Consider the following 18,788-nt stretch of genomic DNA (forward strand, 5'->3'; position numbering starts at 1 on the left):
ATGGATTGATCTCTTGTGAGATCGGTCCGTTTTTCATTTTATGGAGTCACACTTCCGCTTCGCCTACAATATGATGAGTCTAGAAATCTAAAGAGGTGAGCCAATGGCAGTTGTAAAAGCCAGGCAGCAGGACATCGACATGTTGGCACGGTTGCTTAGGGCTGAGGCTGAGACCGAAGGCGAAATGGGCATGCTCCTTGTCGGCAATGTTGGCATTAATCGAATTAGAGCGAATTGCTCCGACTTCAAAGGACTTCGGACCATTCCTCAAATGATTAACCAGCCGCATGCGTTCGAAGCGCTGCAACACGGTATGTTCTATCAAAGCGCTAGAGATCGGGAACGCCGTCTCGCGCAACGGGCAGTGAATGGAGAGCGGAATTGGCCAGCCAAATTCTCCTTGTGGTATTTCCGTCCAGGGAGCTTCGAGAATCCCGGACCATGTCCGCCAACTTGGTATAATCAGCCGCTCGTCGGACGTTGGAAGAAACATTGCTTCTATGAGCCTACCGGTGAAGAATGTGAAAATGTATATAACACGCTTTAATGGATCGTTCAAAAAGTTGGTGCGAAAAACCGAACTTTTGAACACGTCCTATCAATCTCAAGAGTCGCGCACATAGCGCGGCTTTTTTTTTTGATAAACACAATGCAAGTTGTCTTTCCTGTGCTATTTCCCACAAGAGACTTCGTTTTAGAGTTAAACGATTATTCTGTATTTGCCAGTATTATTTATGAGATGGCAGGACAATAATTTGTAATTTTTGTGTCGGAAGCGGTTCCACAATTAGACAAAAATAGTAGTATGTCATATAATTGCAATACTAAATTATGTATCCAAAGTTTGTCATTGTGTTGCTGATGCACGTATGGCAGAAGGGTGAGAGGTTGGCGAAATCATGGATTATTTGGCGTTAGGCGATTCAATTACGTTCGGACATGATCTGAAGACTAAGCTTTCACCGTTTCCGTCTCACATTCAAGCTATGCTGGAGGAATTCGACGAGGTAGCGATGCAAATGCATGCGAAACCAGGATGGACATCGGATAAGCTGCTTCAGTCGCTATCAAGAAGTCGGGACCGCTTGAGTGAAGAGAATCGATTAGTGACGCTTGTCATTGGCGGGAACGATGTGATCAGGTACACGTTACCGCTGCTAACCGGCAACACCTCTGGTTTAACCCGGGCAGCAGAGCATTTGTCCAACAACATAAGAAGCATTATCGATCTTGTATCCCATCCGAATACAACTATACTTATTGGAACTTTGTATAACCCTTTTCCCAACTGGTGGGTAATGGAGAAAACAACGCAGATCATTAATCAGCACATTCGTCGGTTGATCGAATGGTATAATGTCCACCTGCTGGATTTGGAACACCTATTCAAAGGCAACGAGCAGTACTGGATCGATGGCTATAGAAAAGGACGGTTTCTCGATCTGCGACCGATCGGCAATCCGATCCACCCGAATGTGGAAGGCCATCAAGCAATAGCAGAAGAAGTCGTACGTGTGTATAGACAATTAAACCAAACAAGGAACGATTATCCCCAGAAAGAGGGTGTACTAGCGTACTAGGCAAGGAAGAGCTCGACTAGAAGAAGATATTGCGATTCTTATTATTTCCAATTAAGGCAGCCGATCTGAAGAAAATTCATCAGGAGGTAAGTAATGAAGGTCAAACGAATTGTCGCCAATATTCATACGAACGATATAACGGCAGCTAAACGTTTCTATCAGGATGTGCTTGGCCTTGATTTAATGATGGATCATGGTTGGATTAGAACTTACGGATTAAACGAAGAGACTAGCATTCAAATTAGTTTCGCTTCACAAGGGGGCTCAGAAACACTTACGCCAGATCTATCGATTGAAGTCGATGATGTCGACGCTGCATTAGAAGGCATGAAGAGAGCTGGATTCCCGATCGTGTATGGGCCTGTTGATGAGCCTTGGGGCGTTCGCCGATTTTATGTTCGCGACCCGTTCGGTAAGCTTATCAATATTCTAGCTCATGAACATTGACATCCATTTCTTGAATGATAACGAACGAATGCCGCATAGTTGCGGCATTTTTTTTGTGTAAATCCGTGTATGAGCAATTATTGCCAGCATCCGGGAGGAATTATAAATAAATGAATGAATATTCTGACTATTAATCGATTTATCAAGAATTACGGCCCTTCAAACGGATATATGTAGGTTGAGCTGATTAACGATCTACTCTAAACTGGTAAATACCAGGCACAGGAAAGAATCCTAAAGGAGGTAATAAGATGAAGATTCAATCTACTACGACGTCTGTAATCAAGTTGCCCTTTTCTGCGATTCAGAATGTGATGATGTTTCAAGGATTCAGCAAGATTAGTTTTAGACAACGAGTGGTCTATCGTGCCAGATTTGACGACACATCTACAAGAAGGTCATACCGTTTAATGATTCCGGTTCAAGTCCACGATAATCTCACTTGCTCCATCAACGTTGACGATGCATTCTTTGAAGATACACAATCGATTCCTCCCGAAATTATTGGAGCAGCAGAATGCAAATTAAATGAGGTCAACGCTTATCTAAACGATGAGTGGGAAAAACAAACGCAAGATCGATTTCAGCCACGTCAAACTGGCGGCATGGCTCCCAATATGGAGGAAATGATTAAGCTAGGTAAACAGATGGCAGCTTCCAAAACAAATCAAGAGCTGCGCGAAGCTAATCAAATTCCCGACCCTATTCAGTAAACACGTATTGTAGATAAGTGCCTGGTAAGCGTCAACGGACAGTTACCCATATATGTTAAACGTACCCCTTTAATAAGACTCAATAAATAGAAACATCGAATCCTGAATGCAAATAATTGCCTAAGGTGGTGTTTTACATGGAATTGATTCTTATTCTGTCGGTCATTGTTCTGGTGGGTATTGGGTTGATAGTGCGAAGCAAGAGGTGGAAAACGCTGCTGACAGCCGCAGGCCCTAACGCTGAGCTGCTACAGGTCAAATATGAGCATCTGAAGACGAACAATGTGAAATGTAAGCTGGTCAATGAATCAAGTGTTGTAGAAGCTGGCATTGTGCAATCCGCCGATGTATTTCCTAACGGGCCGGGAACGGTGATCAAGCTGAAGGTGCATGAGAAGGATATGGAACAAGCCATAGAGCTGTTAGAGGATTTCCCGGAAGCCATATAGTTGATTCAATCTCCGATTATCTTCCGGCATTTACCGAAATGTAGGTGCATAAGAAGCAGACGGCCAACGGTCATACGACCGAGCTGTCGGAGCGCCCAAATGTAATTACAGAAGACATGGCAAGATCCTGTGCAGGATAATCGCGTTCCCCCTGGATATATTAAACGTGTTCTCGGCTGCGATCCGGGCACGACATTATACCTTAGAAGGAGCGATCTCAGCATGGGCGTTTTAAGCGGAAACCCAAAAGATGAACCCTTGCATTATGGCGAGATTTTCGCAATATGGCAGGCATCGACTACGGCAAAGGGCTGCGTCTCCTCTTACAACGCGCTCAAATTCCACACGGGGGATAAGGATCTTCGCGCAATCGTCGAAGATGTTATTCGACAAGCCCAATTGGAGATTAGCGAGTTGGACGAGATACTGATCGCCAACGGCATTGCGCCGGCTCCGAAGCCATCGGAACGCCCAGAAGCGAATCTAGAGGAAATACCGGTAGGAGCAAGATTCGCTGATCAGGAGATTGCGCCAATGGTAGCAGCTGATCTGTCAGCCGGCCTTGTTGCTGCCAGCACGGTTATGGGGATGTCGATCCGCGAGGATGTTGGCGCCTTATTCGGCAAATACCATACGACCAAAGCCGCTCTCGGCGTACAGATTTTGCGTCTAAGCAAAGAGAAAGGCTGGCTCATACCGCCGCCGCTTCAAATCAAGCGTCCGGAAGCTGTAGGAGCAGGCGTATAAGCAACGAAGTACAAACACAGAAAGCAGTCCGTGTAGTTGCGGGCTGCTCTTTCTATTTATCGTTATTCACATTGCAAAGTAGTTAATGCTCCGGTCGGTGTATCTGAAGCGGTGGCGGAACAAGCCATCCCTTCTCTTTGCTCAATGACAGCACGGTAGCATTCGATGCAAGAATTAAGGCATAGTACTTCGAGAACAATAAACCGACGTCAATGCGAATCGAGCTCCCGGTATTTTGACTGCAAATTACTAAGCCGGCAGCTAGAGCCGCGCCAATCGCGACTGCGATTTCAACATCCGAGAAACGGGCCCCGTCGGGAATATCCTCAAGCCTAACAAGTGGGCGCTCCGGCAGGGAAGGCGGGGGCATTATGCCGTTATGGACGAGCAGCTCGTCGCATTCCGCTGCAGCTTGTCGCGCTTGTTTAATAAGATTGTTCAATAACCGCTTTAACTCATTATCGCCTGCGTGCGACAAGTAGAGCTGGTAAGTGGAAATGGACGATTTCTCTTTTGCCGAATAGACCCATATATTATAGATCTCTCCATAATGCAAAGGCTCGTCTTTCGGATTTCCAGTCAGAACTCCCATATAATTGCTCCTTTATTTTGGCTTATGATAGCCCATTATAGCCGTATGCGGCTGTTTCTAGACTACATAAGAATGGACACTGTTATTGCACCTCGTCTTATTAGAGAAACATGCGTAGCATTCACCGATTGACTTGATTGTATGGCTATTGTAAGATTTTGTTATATGCATTAAAGGCGAGTAATTTCGTCCAAAGCAAGGGGAGGACTCATCGATGATTCATCAACGTGAATGTCCAATTGAGACACTCATTCATGTTCTAGGTGGCAAATGGAAGCCCATGATTTTGTGGCATTTGATTGGATCCCCGAAACGATACAACGAACTGGAGAAGCTAATACCTGAGGTATCACAAAAAATGCTTTCACAACATCTCCGAGAATTGGAACAAGAAGGCATAGTTGATCGAACGATCTACCCTACCGTCCCGCCTAAAGTGGAATATTCCCTTAGTGATTACGGAAGAACATTGATTCCTGTAGCAGAAGTCATGTGTGCTTGGGGAGACAATCATAATAAGCGGAAGTATGAAGAGTCAGCTTCATAGTGCTGGTTCAATGAACTTGTACACTAAACAATAAGGCACGCCTCTGCAAGAACTGTTGTCTTGAGAGGCGTGCCTTATTATTTATAACATTCGTATGCTAACTATTCTATTATGGCTTGTACACAGTTCCTGCAAATTTGCAATAATACTGCAGACCGTTGTTATTGCCGACCGGACTCCAGCCACCGCCGTCGTACAGATATACAGTCCCGCTGTAACCCTCCGCATCCGAATAATAAGTGCTGTACCCACATGTAGTTCTCCAAATTCCAATATCCACATATTTCGAATCTTGTGCGAATGCAGATACAGGAAAGCTTAGCGCCATTGCCAATACTCCTGATACAAGCAAGGACTTTCTGAATGTTCTCATAAGTTTCACCCCCTTTCATTACAGGATGATTCTTACATCATATGGTTATGATAACAATTTCGATCAATAAATGTCAATTTAATTAACCGCTAACCATTCTTCCGCTAGGGGCGGCAGCGCTCCACTCAGCGATGCATATCAAGATGAGATACTAATCGTCATCAAAGTTAGAACGATACAGCCAGCGACTGGGAAACCGGAGCTGGCTACTTTGCGGTACATCTTATACAATCCCTCGGGAAACTTAAACATAAATTAGAGCTTACTTTTAAGTAAGCACCCTACTTTAAAGTGGGTTCTTAACAACAATTGGAAGCGATGCTAAGCTTGAGTTAACCAATTAGGGACCTTATAGAGGAGGAAAGAATAATGAAAATTATCGTTTTCGGAGCGACGGGGAACACGGGGAAGAGAGTACTGGCACAAGGGATAACAATGGGGCATGAAATGACTGCTTTTGTACGAAACTCCGAGAAACTTTATGATCAACTAGGTGAGCATTCCGCACAGCATGTGAAGGTGATCATGGACAATATGATGGACCCGATAAGCGTCGGTAACGCGCTTGCACATCAAGACGCTGCTATTATTGCAGCCGGCCACGCGGGCCAGGGAGAAGAATTCGTTCGTATCGTCGATAACATTATAAGCCAATGTGAATCTCAACCTAGTTTCACTGGGCGGGTGTGGATAATGGGAGGAGCCGGCCTGCTGGATATTCCATACACGGATCTTATCGGAAACAATTTACCTGGTTTCCCGCCTGAGTATCGAAATCATAACCGGAATTACGAAAGACTACAGCAAACTAAACTCGATTGGTCCATTATGTGTCCAGGAACAATGATTGAATCGGAAGAGCTTCCGGATTCGGTTTATCTACATGTAACAACAGAATCCTTGCCCATTCCGATTCCAGAGACGATCAAGGAATATTCCGAGGCAGACATCGCCGGTTACTTGTTCAGTCGGTTTCAAGAGCTGAATGTCGCTTATGACGACGTCGCAAATTGTATGCTTAACCATATCAAGCTCGGAGGAGCTTTTTATAGAAAGAGGGTCGGTTTAGCTTATCAAAGCGAGGAGAAAGGGGATCATTAATTTGTTTGGACTACTGCTCGTTATGCATATATTAGCTTCGATCGCAATCATTGGCCCCGCTTTCGTGATGCCCCTCATTCGAAGATTAGCTAGAACTGTCGGCCAGCTTCAGTTTACTTTTGGAATAACGACTAAACTTGCCATCATACCCAAAATTGGTGGATTCGTGCTTATTATAACCGGGGTTTGGCTTATGTTCATAACCAAGATGGGTTTATCCCAGATATGGCTCAATGTATCCATCCTATTATCGCTGCTCATGATCGTCCTGATCGACGGATGGATCGAACCGCGTATGAGAAAAATCATAAAGGGCATATCTGAAAGTCAAGACCAGGGTAAAGAAATACCCGCAGAGTTCGGATTGTTGATCCGAAAGATCGTACCCATCGAGACTGCAGCACAGCTGCTGATGCTTGCCATATTGGTGCTTATGGTCGTTAAGCCATTCTAAAGAGTCAGGGCTCTATTCCGATAAGGATAGAGCCTTATTTTTTACAATAAAACAAATTCATGCGACCGAATAAGAAGAGAAGATTGGAATAGAGTCCCTATACATAAAGTACAGCGGTTTTAAGTATCTTATATCCGTGTTAATCAATCTCGGAGCATCGTTAGATCCAACAAAAAAAGTTTATGGGTGGATGGCAATGAGTCGATACCGATTTCAGGTTTGTGGCACACTGATCATATTCATGATCCTCCAAACAATCATGCCGATACATATCCATGCGAGCCCCGCGCTTCCGATCGTCAAAGATAATGGGCTCATTACAATTGATGTGTTCCCGCAGCGACATCTTCTTATCGTTTATTTGGATCACATTCCTTACAAAAGCTTTCAGGTAGCGGTCGGGAATCCTTCTACGCCAACTCCCGTCGGAGAATATGTTGTCATCTATAAGGGCAAGAATTGGGGTCCATCTTTCGGTTCTCGATGGATCGGATTAAATGTGCCCTGGGGGACATATGGAATCCACGGCACCAACAAGCCTTATTCCATCGGCCAACATGCCAGCCACGGCTGCATCCGAATGAGAAATCGGGATGTCGAGGAGTTATATGAAATTATCCCTGTCGGAACGAAAGTAACGATATTCGGCCATGTGCTTGGGGAAGGCAATCAAGAACCGAGAATGATTAGCCAGGGAGACGTCGGTGCTGATGTACAGCTTGTTCAGAACAGATTGCAAAGCGCAGGATTTTATCACGGTGAATGTGATGGAAAGTTCAGATCTTCAACCACGATAGCGCTCAAAAAGTTCCAACGCGAGAACGGTCTCATTCCGAACGGCGTCGTTTCTCTGAAAGAGTACGAAAAACTCGGTCTATTCGAATGAATGATCGATATGGAGTGTGAGCCTTCCAAGCTTCACATTCCTGACATTCCAGATAAGTCAACTGTACATATGGATAAACCAAAATGCTGTATAGTTCTTACTTGCTAGGTTTGATACAATGAACACTCGTTAATAAACTTCTTAATAAGTCTATGGAGGCAAACAAATGATTGGAGCATCTGAAGACAACGAATATTACGTTCTTACAAGTCCTACGGTTCTGCCGAAGGCTTCAGGTTTTCTATGGAACGAAAAGATGATGATTCAGTTGAGCTGCCGCGGATACGCGACATCCCAGTTCATGCAGCCGGAGCCGGCGAAATATTCGCATGCGCCGAATTTAGAAGCAAAATCGTTCATGCAGCCGGAACAGCCGTACTACGCTCATCATCCGGGTCGGTTCGTATATGTAAAAGACGAAACAAACGGTCAAATTTTCTCGGCGCCTTATGAACCGGTGCGTGCGCAATATGATCGTTATACGTTTGCGGTCGGCAAACATCGGATCGTGTGGAACACGGAAAGCAATGGAGTGGCTGTCGAGATGAGCTTGAGCCTGCCCACGGAAGATGCGATAGAGATGTGGCGGATCAAGGTAAAGAACGTCTCGACGAGCAAGCGGAACATTAGCGTCTATCCGTATTTTACCGTCGGCTATATGTCATGGATGAATCAATCTGCCGAGTATAACGAGGATTTGCAGGCATTGGTTTGCTCTTCCATTACGCCTTACCAGAAGTATAAAGAATACGACAAGATCAAATTGTTGAAAGACAAAACGTATCTCCTCGCAGATCGGAAGCCATATGCATGGGAAGCGAGTCAGGAAGCATTTGAAGGAGAAGGCGGGCTTACTCATCCGAGTGCAATCGAGAATGAAGCGCTTAGCAATGGGGACTCACGGTATGAAATGCCGCTTGCGGTGCTGCAATACCGGATGGAATTAGAACCTGGAAAAGAGAGCGAATATCGTTTCTTATTTGGACCAGCTAAGGACGAAGAAGAGATCGCACAGATCCGCGAGACCTATTTCACGAAAACTTACGCCGATTTCGAAAACGGTTTCGAAAAAGCAGAGCGAGAATATTCCGAATATGTGAGCGAAGGTCAAGGATGCCTCGAGATCCGCACGCCGGATGCCGATTTCGACAATCTCATTAATCACTGGCTGCCGCGACAAATGTATTATCATGGTAAGACGAACCGACTCACGACGGATCCGCAGACGCGAAACTATCTGCAAGACCATATGGGCATGAGCTATATCAAGCCTCGGATCGCTAGGGCGTCTTTCCTTACGGCAATAAGTCAGCAAAATGCGGACGGAGGCATGCCGGATGGCATTCTTCTGCACGAGGAAGCCGAACTAAAGTACATCAATCAAGTGCCGCATTCGGATCATAATGTATGGCTGCCTATTTGCATAAGCGCTTATTTGGATGAGACTAACGATTATTCGCTGCTGGACGAGAAGGTGCCTTTTGCCGACAGCGAGGAGTTAGTGACTGTATCGGAGCATATCGACCGTGCAATGCACTATCTGATGAAAGACCGCGATGAGCGCGGACTTAACTATATTCATCAAGGCGACTGGTGCGACCCTATGAATATGGTAGGTGTCCGAGGAAAAGGCGTATCCGGCTGGCTGACGATCGCGACTGCCTATACGTTCAACGTATGGGCGGATATTTGCGAGGCTGGCGGCCGCATCGAGGCAAGCCAATCGTTCCGACGGGCAGCAGAGGAGACGAACGCGGTTGTCAATCGCTATCTGTGGGATGGCGATTGGTATGTGCGAGGCATTACGGATGACAATGTGGCATTCGGGGTTAAGGAAGACAAGGAAGGCCGCATCTTCATCAATCCGCAAGGTTGGGCGCTGTTAAGCGGCGCTGCGGATGATGATAAGAAAGCGAAGCTTATGCGATCCGTAGAGGAACAATTGGAAACCCCGTACGGCGTGGAGAAGTTAGCTCCTTCTTACACCGCTATGCGCGAGGATGTGGGACGGGTTACACAGAAGCATCCGGGTTCGGCGGAGAACGGGGCGGTATATAACCATGCGGCAGCATTCTATATATTCGGACTTTATGCTGCGGGTGAACAGGACAACGCTTATCGACTGCTCCGCAAGATGATTCCAGGACCGAATCATGAGGATATCATTCGAAGGGGCCAATTGCCTGTATATATCCCGAATTATTATCGCGGGGCTTATCATCAATTCCCACGCACAGCCGGGCGTTCCAGCCATTTGTTCAATACAGGGACTGTGGCTTGGGTATACCGCTGCTTGATCGATGGTCTATTCGGCTTGCAGGGAACCCCATCCGGATTGCAAATCAAACCACAGCTTCCTACGCATTGGGAAGAAGCTACCGTGAAGCGCCAGTTCAGAGGGGCTCATCTCAACATCGAGATGAAACGCGATGCAAGTGTGCAGGCGACGGAAGTATACGTAAATGGTGAGCTTGTCGAATCGGGCGTTCTTGAGCGTCTGCAACAAGGCGCTGAATACGAGGTTCTGATCAAATTGCCTCAGTGATAGCGGGGGATGAATATTTGTATCAGAACTAGCCCATCAATCATATGAAATATGCAAATGCAAGAAGTAGACCGACAGGATTCCTGTCGGTCTTTTCGTTAGGATGCCGCCGGGCTCATGTCCGTAAGCCATTGTTACGATTTAGTTGCATCCAGTTATGGTAAAATGGGGATATACTGATATAAGGGGGTTATATAATATGGCAGAAACGATGTTAAACAGTGTCTCATTTCTACAAGTTCCAGTTAAACATCTTGAGGAATCTATGGATTGGTACATAAATAAACTAGGATTCGAGCTGCACTTTAAACGACCTGACAATAAGATGGCAATAGTTGCTCTCCCTTCGGGCCCATCGATCTTTCTGTGTGAAAAGGAATTGCACCAGGGAACGATGTCGGTAGTTATCGGTTTTGAAGCAACTGATATCGTAAGACTACTCTCCGACCTACAGAGTAATGGGGTGCAGATAGGCGAGGTAAGAAAAGAAAGAGGGGCTATTCGGACTGAATCCGGTAAAACAGAGATCCTAGGAATGGATTTCGATTTTTATGACCCTAGCGGAAATATGTTAGTGGCTCATGGTAAAACTAATTTCGTAGAGTAGACAAGACCAATGATCGGATGAATGCCGCATAGTTGCGGCATTTTTTGTTTTTACGATAAGCCGTTTTCCCGGCCACTAATCGGCATCTAGGTCAAGCACCATTTGCCGCAAGAAGTTCACAGTTGACTATAACACTAATGTCATACTTTATAGTGTCATTATAATCCCATAGGAGTTGATGACATGATCGTATTGACTTTCTGCTATAAACGAGAGATCCCATTTGATGAAACCTATTATTTCAATTCGCATCTTCCTTTACTGTCTAAGAAAACTGTTCTTGAGATGGGCGCCACCAAGTATGAGGTTAAAAAGGTCTTATCTTCGGCACATGGCGCTCCCGCTCCTTATTCATTTATTTTCAACTTGTATTTTGAATCCCAAGCAGCTTTAGATGCTTTTATCCGTGACCCTAGAATCAAGGCTTTGCAGGATGACGTATCTAACTATTACATCGGCGAACAAGATATCTATATCGAAGAAGTCGTTGCATCGTTCACAGCAAGCCATACAAAGAAGCGGCATACGGAATGAACATCTTGCGCCATCGAAGATTTCGACTTTTTGTGAATGCATAAATTAAGGAAATCATAAAGGCATCTATCGCACCGAATATGAGCACAGCACATTGCGCGGTAATCTGGGATTGCAAATACGGCAAACCGTACAATAGAACCATTCATCGATCTTGGAAAGCCAGATGACAACCACGTCATCTGGCTTTCTTATGGTTTATCCTCAACGGCATCTAACAAGATCAACAGAAAAGACCAACATTCATAACTGAATATATTGGAAAGATAAAGAAGATAATACGTCTGATCTTGAAGCAGGAGGAAGTCCTATTATGAACGATAAAGAAAACTTAAAGCACGAGCAGTTGGATGCCTATCGCGTTATGGACAAAGGCGAGGCTCTAACAACGAATCAGGGATTGCGGGTAGAGGACGACGAGCACTCTCTTAAAGTTAGTCCGCGCGGACCGACCATTATGGAGGACTTTCACTTTCGAGAGAAAATGACTCATTTCGATCATGAGCGTATACCTGAACGCGTCGTACACGCTAGAGGCTTCGGCGCCCATGGCGAATTTGAGCTGTATGAATCGCTCGCTGCGTACACGAAAGCGAAGTTTTTAACCGATACATCGATTCGGACCCCGTTGTTTGTTCGATTCTCCACCGTGGCGGGATCAAGAGGCTCAAGCGATACCGTACGAGATGTACGCGGTTTTGCGGTTAAGTTCTATACAGAGGAAGGAAACTACGATCTCGTCGGAAACAATATGCCCGTGTTCTTTATCCAGGATGCGGTTAAGTTTCCCGACTTCATTCATGCTGTTAAGCCTGAACCGCCTAACGAGATCCCGCAAGCATCGTCGGCCCATGATACGTTTTGGGATTTCGTCAGCATGAACACCGAAACCGCTCATATGATCATGTGGGTCATGTCAGGACGGGCGCTTCCTCGCAGCTTCCGTATGATGGAAGGATTCGGCGTTCATACGTTCCGGCTCATAAATGAGGAGGGCAAGTCGCATTTTGTTAAATTCCATTGGAAGCCGAAGTTGGGCGTACACTCGCTAGTATGGGATGAGACGCAGAAGATAGCCGGGAAAGATCCTGACTTCAATCGCCGCGATCTGTGGAATGCGATCGAGCAGGGGAACTACCCTGAATTCGAGCTCGGCGTACAAATCTTGAACGAGGAAGATGAATTCAACTTCGACTTCGACATATTGGATGCGACGAAATTATGGCCGGAAGAGATTGTACCTGTGCGAATTGTCGGTAAAATGACGCTGAATCGGAACACGGATAATTTCTTCGCAGAGACCGAACAGGTCGCCTTCCATGTCGGCCATCTTGTGCCGGGCATCGATTTCACGAACGATCCTTTGCTGCAAGGAAGACTTTTCTCTTATACCGACACGCAATTGCTTCGCCTCGGCGGTCCGAATTTCCCGGAGATTCCGATTAATCGCCCGATCGCGCCCGTACATAACAATCAACGCGACGGCATGCACCGGATGACGATCAACCAGGGGCAGACCAGCTATCATAAAAACAGCCTGGCGAACAATCATCCTACGCCTGTACCAGCGACTGAAGGCGGTTATCGCCATTACGAGGAGAAGGTGGACGGTCGGAAGATCAAGGCTAGAAGCAATAGCTTTGACGATCATTTCAGTCAAGCCTCGATGTTCTGGCATAGCATGTCTCCAATCGAACAAAGTCAGATCGTAGACGCATTCCGGTTCGAGCTAGGAAAAGTAATGTCTAAAGAAATCAGGCAGCGTGTCGTGGATGTGTTCAGCCAAGTGGCAGAGGATCTTGCAGTGCGGATAGCCGAGGGCATCGGGGCAACGCCTGCTAGAGGCGTCGCTGCGGCACCGACCGTCATATCTCCAGCGCTCAGCATGATGACTAGTGCGAAGACAGCTGCTACGCGAAAAGTGGCGGTGATGCTCGGTACAGGCTTTCATACGGCAAAGGTGCAAGAATTGCTTAAAGAATTGACCGCATCGAAAATAACGGCGGAGATTGTGAGTAACACAATTGCTCCGGTCAAAGGTGTCGACGGTACACTTATAGAACCACAGCAATCGCTGCTAACGGCTGCATCCGTATTGTATGACGCTGTCTATGTTATAGGTGGTGCCCAAGGTGTGAACGAGCTGCTTAGCGACGTTGCATCAACGGGATTTGTTCGTGAAGCGTTTCAGCATTATAAAACGATTGCCGCTGTTGGCGACGGCGTTCGTTTACTTATTTCCGCAGGCGTCGTACAGAATGCTCAAGACAAAAATGCTCTGTTGCATGGTGTATTGATCGCAGAAGAACAAAACGCGGACAAAATATTCAACCAGTCTTTCATTCATGCAATTGCCCAGCATCGGCATTGGGATCGAATGCTTCAGCCACAGATTTAATCCAAGAAGCCCACACCTTATACGTATAGGTGTGGGCTTAAACCAGGAGGTTTTTGTCATGATGGACCATCTCGTCATCTTGATCAGAAGTATTTCAGCATTCTTTATCCTTATGGTGATTGCAAGAATATTAGGGAAGCAAACCCTTTCTAATATGAATTTTCACGAATTCGTAACGGCGGTCATACTAGGAGCTATGGCAGCGAACTTTGCATTTAACGAAAAAATAGCAGTTGTCCACCTCATAATAGCATTGTCAGTCTTTACAATTACCTCCTATGTATTATCCAAACTTTTTATGAAATTCAGAAAATTTAAGATGTGGACAGAAGGAACACCTACTGTTCTCATGGAAGGCGGGCGTATTCTTGAAGATAATTTGAGAAAAAACAATATGACACTTGACTCTTTGAATCAACAGCTTCGCCAGAAAGAGATTTTTGACATAGAAGAGGTGGAGTACGCCCTTCTTGAGGTTAACGGAAAACTATCCGTCCAGAAGAAGAAGGAACTGCAAGCCGTGACATTAAAGGACTTACATTTGAATGCAGGCAATATCTTGCAGTTCCCGATTGAGCTCGTAATCGACGGTCAGCTTTTGAATGATAATTTGAAATCCAACCATATTCCAGAATCGTGGATATTGTCTCAATTAGAGGCGCGCAATAAAAAGCTAGAGGACGTCTTCTACGCCGTAAAAAGCAGTAACGGCCAACTTTATCTGGATGATTATAAGGATAATATTCAGCATCCGATCGATATCGAATAGCAATGCTCTATAAAGAACGAATGAGGCTAATAGTGGATAAGGATTTCAATGATAACAATCCATAAATCCGATGAAACCATTGTTATCCACGTTCAACACTGGTCAGTCTTGGATTTTACAAGCTTGCCTTGTTTTTGCGAGGAAGCTGGATTTCGAAGCGCGTGCCCGTGTCAGGCTTGGACTCGACACGAATCGTTCCTCCATGAGCATCGACGATCCATTTGGCAATGGAGAGACCAAGACCGGTTCCGCCGTCGATTCGAGACCGCGACTTATCTCCTCTATAAAAACTATCGAACAAATAGGGGAGTTCATCCTTAGCTATGCCTATACCGGTATCCGACACAGAAACGGATACGTGATGCAAGGAAGCTCTGACGGCTACTTCAATTATTCCGTTAGACGGAGTATATTTCAAAGCGTTATCCAGAAGGATGACGAAGAGTTGCCGGATTCGGCTTTCGTCTCCCAACAGCCACATCGTCTCCTGTATCGTAACATGAATTTCTATTTCTTTGATGACGGCGAGCAGCTGGAATTGCTTCGTCAAATCCAATAGCATGGCATCCAGAGAGAAAAGCGAGCAGTGCAGCTCTAACTGATTGGAATCGGACCGGGCTAGCGTCAACAAGTCTTCTAGCAATTTGCCCATGTGTCTGCTTTCTTTTAATATAACAGCAATATTGTCGCTTTCCCTTTCAATGGAATGATTAGGATGACGGAGCAGGAGCTCGGTTTGTGCGCGAATGATCGAAACCGGCGTTCGGAGTTCATGCGATGCGTCCGCCACGAATTGCTGCTGCTTGTCCCAGGCATTACGAATCGGCAGCCATGCTCGACCCGCAAGGAAAAAACCCGCGATGATCGAGATGAGAAGACCGGAACTAACTCCCGTTATAATGTCAAACAGTAAGGAATGAAGCGTGCTGTCGTCATCCTCGAGACTTGTGAGAACAGTGACCGACTCGATCTCGTCCCACGGCGCTTGAGGAACAGGTGCAAGAAAAGCACGGTAACGGTTTTCTCCAATATGGATTGTTTCGTATGAGGATATACCTTGATGATAGATGATTCGATCGATCTGAGCTTCGGAGAATGCGTTGGCCGGGGACTGCGCTTTGATGCGTCCCTCGGCATCCCGGAAAATGTACGTCAATCGATCATCCTGTTCCAGAGCAGGTTGATCTTGTCTCATGATTGATTGCTCGTCTAAGTGAGATGCAACTAGCTCGGCCGCCGTCCGCAGCACTTCGTCCGTTTCTGTATATAATCGGTACCGCATATGCACAAAGAGGGCGGAACCAAGTACTGCCAGAATGAGGAAGAGCACTGCTGCATTCAGAACAACTAATCGAATCCTAACGTTATTGAACTTCATAATCTTCTTTCAACATGAAACCGACTCCCCGTACCGTTCGTACAGCTTGTTCTGATCCAGCTGCAGCAAGCTTTTTACGCAAATAATGGATGTAGACGTCAACCGCCGATAAGCCTGCTCCCGAATCGAATCCCCATACCCGGTCAAAAATTTGCTCGCGCGTAAGAATTCGGTCTTTATTGCATACCATAAATTCCATCAACTCATATTCGGTCGATGAAAGGTGAAGCTGCGTTTGTCCGATAAAAGCCTCACGCGAAGCAGGAGAGAGACGGAATCGGCCATAAACCAGATCTCCCTCTGCGCCGATCATTCCGCGTCTTCGCAGGAGCGCTCTAGCGCGAGCAAGCAACTCGAGAGCAGCGAAAGGTTTAGTGATATAGTCGTCTGCTCCGGCGTCCAATCCAGCCACGCGATCTTTGATCGCATCTTTGGCCGTAAGCAGGATAATCGGTACCTTATGACCTGCGTTGCGGAGCTTACGAACGATTTCGACGCCGCTCATGCTTGGCAGCATGATGTCGAGCACGATCAGGTCATGAATAGACTGCCGTGCCATGAAATAGCCGTCGTCGCCCGTTTCAGCCGTTTCGGTATGAAACGATTCGCTTTCGAAAATGCCGCGGATCGCCGCGAGCAGGGATGGATCGTCTTCGACTACAAGAACTCGCATGCTATTGTTATCTCCCTTTGTTTTGTTATTCTGCAGTCTAAGCGACGTTTTCTAAAAAATATTTAAGCTTGTATCTTTATAATAAGACCTGCATTGATCAATGTGAAGTTAAGACCTCTTGTTCGAAAAGCAGGCCTTCCTATGGCCATCGCAAGTCCATAAATAAAGGAGGAAGTCCATTAGATGAATGAAATCCTGGATCATATCCACCCGATTCTTGTCCACTTTCCGATTGTGCTGATAACCATCGGTTTGCTGTACGATCTGTTCGTATCTATCCGACGGCGGGAACTGCCCCTCAAACAAGGAATTTGGATTTGGCTTGCTGCGGCTTTATCCGCATGGTTGTCTGTGGCGACGGGGCCCGAAGATGATGCACGCGGCAATACTTTGTTCTTGGAGACCCATAGTACTTTAGCGGATATTACAGCGTGGGTTGTCACCATTCTGGTCGTGGTTAGGCTATTCCTGATTATTCGCGGCAAACAGTCCTTCGTCAAACTCACTCTTGTCGTTTATTTAGTGTTTGCCGTTGCTTCATGCGCGTTAGTTTTAGGTACGGGTTATTATGGCGGCAAAATGGTTTACGAGGAAGGAATCGGCGTGAAGATGAATGGCGCTTCGGTTAACCCTCCGAAAGGACACGATTGATACCAACCGATAATAGAAATTTCAAAACGAAAGGGCGGAATTCTCAATTCCTCCTTTTCGTGCAGTAATGGTAAATCCTCCGAGTGGGAATCATAATAAATGACCATTAACCTTAACATGTCAGGTTCATTGGACATGTGCAAAGGAGGCATTCGATTGAATCAGCCGAAGAACAACAAGCATATCGAGAAACACTTTACAGCAACGGATCTGATAAGAGACATCGTAATTGGCATGTCGGATGGATTGACCGTTCCTTTTGCTCTTGCTGCTGGTCTTTCCGGTTCCGTGACGGGTACGAACATTGTTGTTATAGCCGGACTAGCGGAGATAGCAGCGGGATCGATCGCAATGGGGTTGGGAGGGTATCTAGCAGCGCGAACGGAGCAGGAGCATTATGAGAATGAACTAGCGAGAGAGCGGCGGGAAATCATCGAGCTGCCTGAGTATGAAAAAGAAGAGGTAGCCGATGTGCTCCGAGAATGGGGGCTGCAAGAAGATATCATTGAACCGGCGGTCAAACAAATTAGCAGCGATCCGAACCGTTGGATTTCCTTCATGATGAAGCATGAACTAGGACTTGAAGAGCCTGAACCTAAACGAGCACGCAACAGTTCGATAACGATCGGATTATCCTATATCGTGGGCGGTTTCATTCCTTTATTTCCATATATGATTATTCATCGCGACGTCTCGGCGCTCCTCGTTTCCGTTGCCGCGACGCTTACCGCGTTATTTGTTTTCGGATACGTGAAAGGGAAATTTACGGGATCAAAACCGTTAAAAAGCGCCGTTCAAACCACGCTCGTCGGCGGCATGGCTGCAGCCACTGCGTTTACGGTAGCTAAAATCATTTCCTGACATCTTTCCAATCTGTGTCCAAATCATGTTCGTGCAGAAATGATATTAAGGGAGGTTAATTTAATGTTCCATTATACGGTTGAAACAACCAAAACGCCTGAGCAAGCGGTCGAGGCACTGACAGAAAATCTAAAGGTTGAGAAATTCGGTGTTTTGTGGAAGCTTGATATGGAGGAAAAGTTGCAAGAGAAAGGCGTAGAACTTGATATGACTTATCAGATCCTGGAAGTATGCAATCCGGTCGAAGCCAAGCGAGTGCTGTCTGAGAATGCATTGATCGGTTATTTTCTTCCCTGCAAATTAGCCGTATATGTAGAGAACGAAACGACCAAGATTGGCATGCCCAAACCGACGGCGTTGATTGGGTTGGTCGAGAATGAGGCCTTGATGAACATTGCTTCCGATATCGAGAAGCGATTAATCGCTTGCGTTGATAAGAGTGTCTAACATCAGTTCTAAGAATAACGAACGACAATGGGCCGG

Annotated in this window: 22 protein-coding genes; 18 read left to right on the plus strand and 4 right to left on the minus strand. The window is 46.1% G+C overall.

Annotated elements, in window-relative coordinates; all coding sequences use genetic code 11:
• Positions 1 to 103 precede the first annotated feature (103 nt).
• From H8B09_RS09665 to H8B09_RS09690, 6 genes are all read left to right on the plus strand, one after another.
• Positions 104 to 547: a cell wall hydrolase gene (locus H8B09_RS09665; protein WP_191203291.1), complete on the plus strand. Its 444-nt coding sequence runs from the start codon at positions 104 to 106 to the stop codon at positions 545 to 547.
• Positions 548 to 899: 352 nt separating this feature from the next.
• Positions 900 to 1,580 carry an SGNH/GDSL hydrolase family protein gene (locus H8B09_RS09670; protein WP_191203292.1) on the plus strand — a complete coding sequence of 227 codons (681 nt, stop codon included), beginning with the start codon at positions 900 to 902 and terminating at the stop codon, positions 1,578 to 1,580.
• 93 nt (positions 1,581 to 1,673) lie between these two features.
• On the plus strand, positions 1,674 to 2,027 hold the full coding sequence (locus H8B09_RS09675; protein WP_191203293.1) for a VOC family protein: 354 nt from the start codon (positions 1,674 to 1,676) through the stop codon (positions 2,025 to 2,027).
• Positions 2,028 to 2,278: 251 nt separating this feature from the next.
• Positions 2,279 to 2,740 carry a hypothetical protein gene (locus tag H8B09_RS09680; protein ID WP_191203835.1) on the plus strand — a complete coding sequence of 154 codons (462 nt, stop codon included), beginning with the start codon at positions 2,279 to 2,281 and terminating at the stop codon, positions 2,738 to 2,740.
• Positions 2,741 to 2,877: 137 nt separating this feature from the next.
• Positions 2,878 to 3,189 (plus strand): hypothetical protein, encoded by a 312-nt coding sequence (locus H8B09_RS09685; protein WP_191203294.1) that lies wholly within the window; start codon positions 2,878 to 2,880, stop codon positions 3,187 to 3,189.
• 222 nt (positions 3,190 to 3,411) lie between these two features.
• The gene (locus tag H8B09_RS09690) at positions 3,412 to 3,936 is read left to right on the plus strand and encodes a DUF3231 family protein (RefSeq protein ID WP_191203295.1); all 525 of its coding nucleotides are present in this window, start codon (positions 3,412 to 3,414) and stop codon (positions 3,934 to 3,936) included.
• Positions 3,937 to 4,018: 82 nt separating this feature from the next.
• Here H8B09_RS09690 and H8B09_RS09695 read toward each other — a convergent pair whose 3' ends face one another.
• A complete protein-coding gene (locus H8B09_RS09695; RefSeq protein ID WP_191203296.1) occupies positions 4,019 to 4,528 on the minus strand; it encodes a DUF3231 family protein in 510 nt (169 codons plus the stop codon).
• A gap of 214 nt (positions 4,529 to 4,742) precedes the next feature.
• Here H8B09_RS09695 and H8B09_RS09700 point away from each other — a divergent pair, with 214 nt between their 5' ends.
• Positions 4,743 to 5,075: a winged helix-turn-helix transcriptional regulator gene (locus H8B09_RS09700; protein ID WP_191203297.1), complete on the plus strand. Its 333-nt coding sequence runs from the start codon at positions 4,743 to 4,745 to the stop codon at positions 5,073 to 5,075.
• Positions 5,076 to 5,184: 109 nt separating this feature from the next.
• Here the strand turns inward: H8B09_RS09700 and H8B09_RS09705 are convergent, their stop codons facing one another.
• Positions 5,185 to 5,448 carry a hypothetical protein gene (locus H8B09_RS09705; protein WP_191203298.1) on the minus strand — a complete coding sequence of 88 codons (264 nt, stop codon included), beginning with the start codon at positions 5,446 to 5,448 and terminating at the stop codon, positions 5,185 to 5,187.
• Positions 5,449 to 5,817: 369 nt separating this feature from the next.
• Between H8B09_RS09705 and H8B09_RS09710 the strand changes: the two genes are divergently transcribed.
• The 8 genes from H8B09_RS09710 (at position 5,818) to H8B09_RS09745 (ending at position 14,742) form a co-directional block, all read left to right on the plus strand.
• A complete protein-coding gene (locus H8B09_RS09710; protein WP_191203299.1) occupies positions 5,818 to 6,549 on the plus strand; it encodes an NAD(P)-dependent oxidoreductase in 732 nt (243 codons plus the stop codon).
• Positions 6,545 to 7,003, plus strand: coding sequence for a DUF2269 family protein (locus H8B09_RS09715; protein ID WP_191203786.1), 459 nt, complete (start codon positions 6,545 to 6,547; stop codon positions 7,001 to 7,003). Before H8B09_RS09710 ends, H8B09_RS09715 begins: the two co-directional genes overlap by 5 nt.
• 241 nt (positions 7,004 to 7,244) lie before the next feature.
• Positions 7,245 to 7,889, plus strand: coding sequence for a L,D-transpeptidase family protein (locus H8B09_RS09720; protein ID WP_224753519.1), 645 nt, complete (start codon positions 7,245 to 7,247; stop codon positions 7,887 to 7,889).
• Positions 7,890 to 8,055: 166 nt separating this feature from the next.
• Complete coding sequence (locus H8B09_RS09725; RefSeq protein WP_191203301.1) at positions 8,056 to 10,434, plus strand: GH36-type glycosyl hydrolase domain-containing protein; 2,379 nt, start codon at positions 8,056 to 8,058, stop codon at positions 10,432 to 10,434.
• Positions 10,435 to 10,633: 199 nt separating this feature from the next.
• On the plus strand, positions 10,634 to 11,041 hold the full coding sequence (locus H8B09_RS09730; protein ID WP_191203302.1) for a VOC family protein: 408 nt from the start codon (positions 10,634 to 10,636) through the stop codon (positions 11,039 to 11,041).
• Between the two features lie 183 nt (positions 11,042 to 11,224).
• Complete coding sequence (locus H8B09_RS09735; RefSeq protein WP_191203303.1) at positions 11,225 to 11,575, plus strand: EthD family reductase; 351 nt, start codon at positions 11,225 to 11,227, stop codon at positions 11,573 to 11,575.
• A gap of 313 nt (positions 11,576 to 11,888) precedes the next feature.
• On the plus strand, positions 11,889 to 13,973 hold the full coding sequence (locus H8B09_RS09740; RefSeq protein ID WP_191203304.1) for a catalase: 2,085 nt from the start codon (positions 11,889 to 11,891) through the stop codon (positions 13,971 to 13,973).
• A gap of 58 nt (positions 13,974 to 14,031) precedes the next feature.
• The gene (locus H8B09_RS09745; protein ID WP_191203305.1) at positions 14,032 to 14,742 is read left to right on the plus strand and encodes a DUF421 domain-containing protein; all 711 of its coding nucleotides are present in this window, start codon (positions 14,032 to 14,034) and stop codon (positions 14,740 to 14,742) included.
• A gap of 115 nt (positions 14,743 to 14,857) precedes the next feature.
• Here H8B09_RS09745 and H8B09_RS09750 read toward each other — a convergent pair whose 3' ends face one another.
• Both H8B09_RS09750 and H8B09_RS09755 read right to left on the minus strand, forming a co-directional pair.
• Positions 14,858 to 16,120 (minus strand): sensor histidine kinase, encoded by a 1,263-nt coding sequence (locus H8B09_RS09750; RefSeq protein WP_191203306.1) that lies wholly within the window; start codon positions 16,118 to 16,120, stop codon positions 14,858 to 14,860.
• A complete protein-coding gene (locus tag H8B09_RS09755) occupies positions 16,107 to 16,793 on the minus strand; it encodes a response regulator transcription factor (RefSeq protein WP_191203307.1) in 687 nt (228 codons plus the stop codon). Before H8B09_RS09755 ends, H8B09_RS09750 begins: the two co-directional genes overlap by 14 nt.
• 183 nt (positions 16,794 to 16,976) lie before the next feature.
• Here H8B09_RS09755 and H8B09_RS09760 point away from each other — a divergent pair, with 183 nt between their 5' ends.
• The 3 genes from H8B09_RS09760 (at position 16,977) to H8B09_RS09770 (ending at position 18,752) form a co-directional block, all read left to right on the plus strand.
• Positions 16,977 to 17,444 (plus strand): DUF2231 domain-containing protein, encoded by a 468-nt coding sequence (locus tag H8B09_RS09760; protein ID WP_191203308.1) that lies wholly within the window; start codon positions 16,977 to 16,979, stop codon positions 17,442 to 17,444.
• Positions 17,445 to 17,600: 156 nt separating this feature from the next.
• A complete protein-coding gene (locus H8B09_RS09765) occupies positions 17,601 to 18,305 on the plus strand; it encodes a VIT1/CCC1 transporter family protein (RefSeq protein ID WP_224753430.1) in 705 nt (234 codons plus the stop codon).
• 63 nt (positions 18,306 to 18,368) lie between these two features.
• Complete coding sequence (locus H8B09_RS09770) at positions 18,369 to 18,752, plus strand: DUF302 domain-containing protein (RefSeq protein ID WP_191203309.1); 384 nt, start codon at positions 18,369 to 18,371, stop codon at positions 18,750 to 18,752.
• The last annotated feature ends 36 nt before the right edge of the window (positions 18,753 to 18,788 follow it).

The organism is Paenibacillus terricola (assembly GCF_014779765.1).
In the GTDB taxonomy this organism is placed as follows: Bacteria; Bacillota; Bacilli; order Paenibacillales; family Paenibacillaceae; genus Paenibacillus_T; species Paenibacillus_T terricola.